6 protein-coding genes and 1 pseudogene are annotated in these 6,973 nt (G+C 60.6%); all 7 read left to right on the forward strand.

Annotated elements, in window-relative coordinates:
* Positions 1-77 precede the first annotated feature (77 nt).
* Positions 78-473: a YbaN family protein gene (locus AC3ZVB_RS20935; RefSeq protein ID WP_490147622.1), complete on the forward strand. Its 396-nt coding sequence runs from the start codon at positions 78-80 to the stop codon at positions 471-473.
* 551 nt (positions 474-1,024) lie between these two features.
* Positions 1,025-2,032, forward strand: a pseudogene (locus AC3ZVB_RS20940) (methyl-accepting chemotaxis protein); the annotation flags it as partial.
* 102 nt (positions 2,033-2,134) lie between these two features.
* Positions 2,135-2,890 (forward strand): methyl-accepting chemotaxis protein, encoded by a 756-nt coding sequence (locus AC3ZVB_RS20945; protein ID WP_442966346.1) that lies wholly within the window; start codon positions 2,135-2,137, stop codon positions 2,888-2,890.
* A 198-nt stretch (positions 2,891-3,088) separates the two neighbouring features.
* Positions 3,089-4,420 carry a CoA transferase gene (locus tag AC3ZVB_RS20950; RefSeq protein ID WP_490147623.1) on the forward strand — a complete coding sequence of 444 codons (1,332 nt, stop codon included), beginning with the start codon at positions 3,089-3,091 and terminating at the stop codon, positions 4,418-4,420.
* A 119-nt stretch (positions 4,421-4,539) separates the two neighbouring features.
* On the forward strand, positions 4,540-6,048 hold the full coding sequence (locus tag AC3ZVB_RS20955; protein ID WP_162440201.1) for a sigma-54-dependent transcriptional regulator: 1,509 nt from the start codon (positions 4,540-4,542) through the stop codon (positions 6,046-6,048).
* 360 nt (positions 6,049-6,408) lie between these two features.
* Positions 6,409-6,792: a glycine cleavage system protein GcvH gene (gcvH, locus tag AC3ZVB_RS20960; protein ID WP_162440200.1), complete on the forward strand. Its 384-nt coding sequence runs from the start codon at positions 6,409-6,411 to the stop codon at positions 6,790-6,792.
* An 11-nt stretch (positions 6,793-6,803) separates the two neighbouring features.
* Positions 6,804-6,973, forward strand: a 170-nt coding sequence (locus AC3ZVB_RS20965) for a hypothetical protein (RefSeq protein WP_490147628.1), incomplete at its 3' end; no start/stop codon positions are given.

Genomic DNA, 6,973 nt, shown 5'->3' on the forward strand with positions numbered 1-6,973 from the left:
GGAGCAGGCTCACTCCTACAAGGAACTGCCTCAACCTGTAAGATCCCGATTTCGTCCCACCTGCGTTTCCGAGCCAAATGTCTCAACCATCCTCCTCAAAACTCGTGCGCGTCCTCTTCGGCCTGCTGGCTTACGTCAGCCTGGGCATAGGCTTGATCGCCATTGTCGTGCCCGGCCTGCCGACCACCGAGTTCATCCTGCTGGCCGCCTGGGCCGCGACCAGGAGTTCGCCGCGTCTCAGTGCCTGGCTGGAGAACCATCGGCTGTTCGGACCGATCCTCAGCAACTGGCGCAACGGCAAAATCATCGCGCGCCGGGCCAAGGTCAGTGCCACCGTCAGCATGTTGCTGTGCGCTGGTTTGATGCTGGTCATGCTCGACCACGGCTGGCCGGTTTACCTCGCCATCGCCGGCATGAGCCTGGGCAATCTGTGGATCTGGTCAAGACCGGAAACCTCACCACAACCCTCCTGATCCACACGCCCCTGTGGCGAGGGAGTTCACTCCCGCTGGGTGGCAAAGCCGCCCCTCTTTTGCCTGTTTCCTCACATCAAACTCCCGCTAGCCCACACCGACCCACCCCCGCCAACCGCCCGCAAATCCCGCGCAAACGCTTGCGACGACCGTTCATCGGCTTTTACTCATGCAAACTTCCCCCACGCCGATGTCTCTCCAATGGCGCTGAATGGACTTGGCGAACCGGGTCGGCCCCGACTCATAGCCAACACTTCATCCATTTGCGAGTTCGCCCTATGTTCGACTCTCTTTCCATCCGCCTGAAAATCGTTCTGCTGTCCGGCCTGTGCCTGCTTGGCGTGGTCGCCCTGATCGTCAGCATGAACATCTACCAGACCAATCAGAACGATGAACTGATCAGCGCCTCCAGCAGCAAAATGCTCACTGACAGCGTGCAGGACCTGTTGCATGCCAAGGCAGCAGAGCAAGCCGTGCGGGTGCAGAAGACCTTTGGCGAAAGCCTGACGGTGGTGACGGCGCTGGCCGATCAGGTCAAGGACATGCGCAACATGGCTGCCAAGCGTTCGCTTGACGCCGGCGCGGTGCGTGAGGAGTTGAATCAGAGCCTGAAAACCGCCTTTGAACGCAACAGTAAAGTGCTCGGCATCTGGCTCGCGTTCGAACCCAATGGCCTGGACGGCAAGGACAGCGAGTTCGCCAATGACGCAGCCCGTCAATCCAACGAAGCCGGTCGTTTCGCCACCTACTGGAGCCGTGCCGGCGGCGCCGGGTTAAACACGATCATGGTCGAAGATGACATGACCAAGACCACGCAGAACATCAACGGCACCCCTTACAACAGCTGGTACACCTGCCCTCGTGACAGCAAACGCACCTGCCTGCTGGACCCGTATGCCGATACGGTCGGTGGAAAGGAAATGCTGATGACCACCATTTCCGTGCCGCTGCTGGTGGACGGAAAATCCATCGGCGTGGTGGGTATCGACATTGCTCTCGACGCCCTGCAAGCCGCGGCCCTTGATTCACAGCGCGACCTGTTCGACGGCGCCGGCCACATGCTGATCGTCTCCGGCACCGGTGTGCTCGCAGGTTTCAGTGTTGACGCCAGCAAGGTCGGTAAAAGTATCGGTGACACCCTCGGCGCTGACGGCAAGGAAGTGCTGCAACTGCTCAATGCGGGCACCCCGAAGATTCTCGAACAGGGCGAGTTGATCCGCGCGGTTTATCCGGTCAGCCCGATTGCCGATTCCAAGGCCTGGGGCATCGTGATCGATCTGCCGAAACAAGTGCTGCTGGCCGACTCGGTGAAACTGCAAACCGTACTCGATGACGCCCAGCAAAGCGGCACGATCAAAGCCGTGCTGGTGGCTGTGGCCGCCGGGCTGGTCGGCCTCCTGCTGATCTGGCTCACCGCTTCCGGGGTGACTCGCCCGATCAACAGCGTCGCTGAAATGCTCAAGGCCATTGCCAGTGGCGACGGCGATCTGACCCAACGCCTGCACTACAGCAAGAAAGACGAACTGGGGGAATTGGTCAGCTGGTTCAACCGTTTCCTCGACAAGCTGCAACCGACCATCGCGCAGATCAAACAGAGCATCACCGACGCCCGCGGCACCGCCGACCAGTCCTCGGAAATCGCCCGCCGGACCAGCGAAGGCATGCAAGTACAGTTCCGCGAGATCGACCAGGTGGCCACCGCCTCCAACGAGATGAGCGCCACCGCCCACGATGTCGCCAACAGCGCATCGAACGCAGCGAATGCGGCAAAGGGTGCCGATCAATCGGCCCGCGATGGCATGTCGATCATCGAGCGCAGCACCCGGGACATCAATCAGCTGGCCGACGAAGTCAGCAAGGCAGTGACTGAAGTCGAAGCCTTGGCGGTCAATAGTGAGCAGATCGGCTCGGTGCTGGAAGTGATCCGCAGCATTGCCGAACAAACCAACCTGCTGGCCCTCAACGCAGCCATCGAAGCCGCCCGTGCCGGCGAGAGCGGTCGTGGTTTTGCGGTGGTGGCCGATGAGGTGCGCAACCTGGCCAAACGGACGCAGGATTCGGTGGAAGAAATTCGCAGTGTGATCGAGCGCATTCAAACCGGTACTCGCGGCGTGGTGGCGACCATGCATTCGAGCCAGACCCAGGCCCACAGCAACGCCGGACAGATCCAGCAAGCGGTTCAGGCCTTGAGCAAAATCAGTGATGCGGTCACCGTGATCAGCGACATGAACCTGCAAATCGCCAGCGCCGCCGAACAGCAGAGTGCCGTGGCCGAAGAGGTCAACCGCAATGTCTCGGCCATCCGTACCGTCACCGAAACCCTGACCGGGCAAGCCACCGAATCGGCGCAAATCAGCAGCCACCTGAATTCGCTGACGACCCATCAGATGAAACTGATGGATCAGTTCCGGGTTTAAGTTCGCACGCGGTTCCTTTGCAGGAGTGAGCCTGCTCGCGAACGCGTTTACATTCAACAGTGATGTCGACTGATGAACCGCGATCGCGAGCAGGCTCACTCCTACAAGGATTTCACGCCTGATTTACCTCCCACAGGTTTCATCCGGCCTGTCATCTGATTTGTTCTATGATCGGGCTCTCGTTCCGGAGGGCCTTCGATGACTGATTTACTCACGTCCATTCAAGCCGCACTCGGCTTGCCTCATACCCCGATTGCCTTCACGTCGAGCGGCGCGCTGCCCTCGGCGTTCGCGGTCACCGACCTGGCCTGCGCCAGCGTTGCCACCGCAGGCCAAGCTGTCAGCGAGCTATTGCAGCAGCACACCGGCCGCCTCCCCCACCTTGAAGTCGATCGACGCCTGGCGTCCTTCTGGTTCGCCACCTCGATTCGCCCACTGGGCTGGAGTGTTCCGCCGATGTGGGACCCGGTTGCGGGTGACTATGCGACCAAGGACGGCTGGATCCGCCTGCACACCAATGCACCTCATCACCGAGCGGCGGCTGAAACAGTGCTGGGCGCCGTCGACAACCGCGCCGCGATGGCCAGCCACGTGGCGCGATGGGCCAAGTCGGATCTGGAACAGGCGGTGGTCGACGCCGGTGGTTGTGCGGCCGAAATGCGAACCTGGGCTCAATGGCAGGCGCATCCCCAAGGTCAGTCAGTCAACGCCGAGCCTCTGGTTCACTTCGAAAACAACGGTCATTCACCTGAAAAACCATGGCGTGGTTCGGTGGCGAGACCCTTGGCCGGGATCAAGGTACTGGACCTGACCCGCGTCCTCGCCGGCCCCGTTGCCAGCCGTTTCCTCGCAGGCCTTGGCGCCGATGTATTGCGCATCGACCCGCCCACCTGGAATGAACCGGGTGTGATTCCGGAAGTGACTTTGGGCAAACGCTGCGCTCGCCTGGACCTGCATGCCCCAGCGGATCGCGCTGTTTTCGAACACCTGCTCAAGGACGCCGACGTTCTGCTCCACGGCTACCGCGCCGATGCCCTGGAACGTCTCGGCTACGGCGTCGCTGAACGCCAGCGACTGGCGCCCGGCCTGGTCGACGTGTGCCTCAATGCCTATGGCTGGAGCGGCCCGTGGCAGAACCGCAGAGGCTTCGACAGCCTGGTGCAGATGAGCAGCGGCATCGCCGAGGCGGGCATGCACTGCAAGCGCGCAGACAAGCCAACGCCGCTGCCTTTGCAAGCGCTCGATCACGCGACCGGGTATTTGATGGCGGCCAGTGCGATCCGGTTGCTGGGAACGGGAGGATCAGCACGCTTGTCGTTAGCGCGCACGGCGAAGTTGTTGATTGAAGCTGGCGCCGGGACGGATGAACCCTTGCGCGCGGAGGACGAGAACGATCAGGGAATACTGGTCGAGCAGACGCCTTGGGGTCCGGCGCATCGATTGCAGGTGCCGCTGAAAATCACCGGTACGCCGGTGCAGTGGGAGCTTCCTGCCTCTGAATTAGGCTCACATCGCGCGCAGTGGTGGTGATCTTGAGATAGCTTTGGCGAGCAGGCTTTGCTCTTTCGCAAATCCTTGCCGGATTTCACCATTGGCACGCCCCAAGGCATACTTGCGTCCCTCCGCACGCCAGAATCAAAAACCGCCCCATGCGTATCCACGTCAGCTTCATCGACCGAGTCGGCATTACCCAGGAAGTCCTGGCCTTGCTGGGTGGGCGCAATCTCAATTTGGACGCGGTGGAAATGGTGCCGCCCAACGTCTATATCGACGCCCCGACCCTGAGTCCGGAAGTGCTTGAGGAGCTGCGCGACGCGCTGTTTAGCGTGCGCGGTGTGCAAGCGGTGACCGTGGTGGACATTCTGCCCGGCCAGCGCCGGCACCTGCAGCTCGATGCCCTGCTCGCCGCCATGACCGACCCGGTGCTGGCACTCGACAGTGCCGGCAACGTCTTGCTGGCCAATCCGGCAATGATTGCGCTGTATGGGCGCGAACCGGCCGGTGAAAGCGTCGCCGAGCTGTTTGCCGATCCGGCCCTGCTCGATGCGTTGCTCGAACAGGGCTTTCGCCTGCCGCTGCGCGAGATCACCGTCAACGGCCAGACCCTGTTATTGGACGCCACGCCCATCACCGACGCCGGCGCCCTGCTGACGCTGTATCAACCCAATCGCATCGGCGAACGCCTGTCGGCATTGCACCATGATCACGCCGAAGGTTTCGATGCGTTACTCGGCGAGTCCCCGGCAATTCGTACGCTCAAGGCGCGCGCCCAGCGAGTTGCCGCCCTCGATGCCCCCCTGCTGATTCAAGGTGAAACCGGTACGGGTAAAGAACTGGTAGCCCGCGCCTGCCACGCCATCAGTGCCCGGCACAGTTCACCGTTTCTTGCGTTGAATTGCGCGGCACTGCCGGAGAACCTCGCCGAAAGCGAACTGTTCGGCTATGCCCCTGGCGCCTTTACCGGCGCGCAACGCGGGGGTAAGCCAGGGCTGATGGAACTGGCCAACCAGGGCACGGTATTTCTCGATGAGATCGGTGAGATGTCGCCTTATCTGCAGGCGAAACTGCTGCGATTCCTCAACGACGGCAGCTTCCGGCGCGTGGGCGGTGATCGCGAGGTCAAGGTCAACGTGCGCATCCTCAGTGCGACGCACCGCGACCTGGAAAAAATGGTCAGCGAAGGCACCTTCCGTGAAGACCTGTTCTATCGCCTCAACGTCTTGAATGTCGAAGTCCCGCCCCTGCGCGAACGGGGTCAGGATATTCTGCTGCTCGCTCGCTACTTCATGCAGCAGGCGTGCGCGCAAATCCAGCGTCCGGTGTGTCGCCTGGCGCCGGGCACTTATCCGGCACTGTTGGGCAACCGCTGGCCGGGCAATGTGCGGCAGCTGCAGAACGTGATCTTCCGCGCCGCGGCGATTTGCGAAAGCAGTCTGGTGGACATTGGCGATCTGGACATCGCCGGCACCTCGGTGGCGCGTCAGAGCGACAACGATATCGACAGCCTGGAACAGGCCGTCGACGAGTTCGAAAAATCCCTGCTGGAAAAACTGTACGTCAGTTATCCCTCGACCCGGCAGTTGGCCAGTCGCCTGCAGACTTCACATACCGCGATTGCCCATCGGTTGCGCAAGTATGGGATTCCGAACAAGCCTTGAGGCTTGAGCTGAAACTCAATTCTGCAGGCGCTCCCACAAGGTTTAGATTGTCTTAGACCGTGTTGAAAAACGACCTCCACTTGTACTGAAAGCGCTACAGTGGAACGAAATCGCTACAAGCGCCTCCCCCCCCCGTATTGCAAAGCTTTGATCCCCATAGCGTTTCTTCTTCTGCCTGTACTGTAGCGATATCGCTACAGAGAACAATCGTCGCCGTTTTATAAAACCCTTTAAACGCCTGATTTATAAGGATTAAACAACGTTGGCCGCGATATTGCTAAGTAACCCCCCATAAAGCAGGGCTTTGCCCAAGCATTCAATCGCGTCCACCAGACGAGTCTGGCCCCCTTAGGAGTTTCCATGAGCGAGTTGCGTTTTACTGAAGATCACGAATGGCTGCGCACCGAAGCTGACGGCACCGTCACAGTCGGTATCACCGCTTTCGCGCAAAACGCCCTGGGCGACGTGGTTTTCGTACAACTGCCCGAGCTGCAGTCCTACGACAAAGGCGCTGAAGCTTCTACCGTGGAATCGGTAAAAGCGGCCAGCGGCGTTTACATGCCGCTGGACGGTGAAGTGCTGGAAGTGAACCCGGCGCTCGACAGCAGCCCTGAGCTGGTCAACGAAGACCCGATGGGCGAAGGCTGGTTCTTCCGCTTCCAGCCAGTCGATCCTTCGGCTGTTGCCAAACTGCTGGATCAGGACGCCTACGACCGTCTGATCAAAGCCAACGCCGAAGCCTGAGGAGCGCCGACATGACTCAAATCAATCTCACCACTGCCAACGAATTCATCGCCCGCCACATCGGCCCGCGTTCCGGCGATGAGCAAGCCATGCTCAACAGCCTCGGCTTTGATTCCCTGGAAGCCTTGAGCGCCAGCGTCATTCCGGAAAGCATCAAAGGCACCAGCGTCCTGGGCATGGA

Source organism: Pseudomonas sp. MDV22-iso1 (assembly GCF_058145095.1).

Coding starts and splice junctions, on each gene's coding strand:
- AC3ZVB_RS20955 (WP_162440201.1), top strand. CDS start 4,540: ATGCGTATCCACGTCAGCTTCATCGACCGAGTCGGCATTACCCAGGAA.
- AC3ZVB_RS20935 (WP_490147622.1), top strand. CDS start 78: ATGTCTCAACCATCCTCCTCAAAACTCGTGCGCGTCCTCTTCGGCCTG.
- gcvH (WP_162440200.1), top strand. CDS start 6,409: ATGAGCGAGTTGCGTTTTACTGAAGATCACGAATGGCTGCGCACCGAA.
- AC3ZVB_RS20950 (WP_490147623.1), top strand. CDS start 3,089: ATGACTGATTTACTCACGTCCATTCAAGCCGCACTCGGCTTGCCTCAT.
- AC3ZVB_RS20945 (WP_442966346.1), top strand. CDS start 2,135: ATGCAAGTACAGTTCCGCGAGATCGACCAGGTGGCCACCGCCTCCAAC.